A 1,178-nucleotide genomic window follows, 5' to 3' on the forward strand; every position below is an offset into this window, starting at 1 on the left:
AGAACAGCCCCGGCCTCACCGGTCACTTGCAGCAGTACCTGCTCAAAATGACCACGGATCGCTGTTATATAGGTAGCTGCCAGCAGCAGCGCATTATACCGGAACCGGATACTGATTTGCTCTCCGGCCATTATCGTAATACCCAGGGGATAATTATCCTGCTCATGGACGCGAATGTCCTCCATATCAAGTGACCATGACCGGGAGTTGATCACTTTGCTGACGGGATAGTTCTCGAAGACCAGCAGGCTGTCGAACAGGTCCCCCGGAAGACCCAGCCATCGTTGGATATCGCTCAGCCCCGTATGCTGGAAGGACCGGCTTGCCGACTGCTCCTGCTGGATACGCTCCAGCCAGCACAGCACGGACTCCTCCTGGTCGATCCGCCCATGAAAAGGCAGCGTATTGATATACAGACCAACCCGCTTCTCCACTCCCGCCAAACCCTCCGGCCGGCCTGATACCGTTACCCCATACACGATATCGGACTGGCCGCTGTAGCGGTACAATAAATAAGACCATACTCCCTGCATCAGCGTATTGACCGTCAACCGGTGTCTTTGCGAAAAACGAACGATCTGGTTTGTCTCTGCAGCAGACAAATGCCATGCATTTTCTTGATACACTGCTGCGCCCTTGTTCCGGGCAGCCGTTGCGGTAATAAATGGCAGCAGCGTGCCTTCGGTTACCCCGGATAGATAGCCACGCCAGTATGCCTCCTCTTTTTCCCGGTCCACGCCGGACAGGTAATGAATATAATCCCCGTAATTGTCTTCACCATTTGCGGATTGATCTATACATGACTCTTGGCGGGGTAGCCCTTTGCCCGTCACCAATCCTTCATAACAGGTTAATAGTTCTTCCACCAATACCTGCACGGACCATCCGTCCAGTAAAATATGATGATGCGTCCACAGCATCCGGTATCGGGTTTCTCCCAATCGAAGCAGGCTGATCCGCATCAGGGGCGCCACCCTATAATCAAAACCCTGCTGCCGGTCCGTTTCCGCATATATCCGGATGGCCGTCTCCTGCCCGGCCGAAGACAGATTGCGGTAATCTTTTTCCACGATCGGCAGGACCGCCTCCCGGTAAACCGCCTGAACCGGCTGTGCGAATACCGAAGGATAAAAACCGCTGCGAAGGATCGTATGACGCTGTATCAAAAAGGCCCAACT

General features: G+C 54.0%; 1 protein-coding gene. It reads right to left on the reverse strand.

The window, feature by feature from the left end; all coding sequences use genetic code 11:
- On the reverse strand, window positions 1–1,178 hold a 1,178-nt coding region (locus ACX0G9_RS31660), incomplete at both ends, for a condensation domain-containing protein (RefSeq protein WP_459069002.1).

The sequence above is a fragment of the Flavitalea flava genome, from assembly GCF_054461575.1.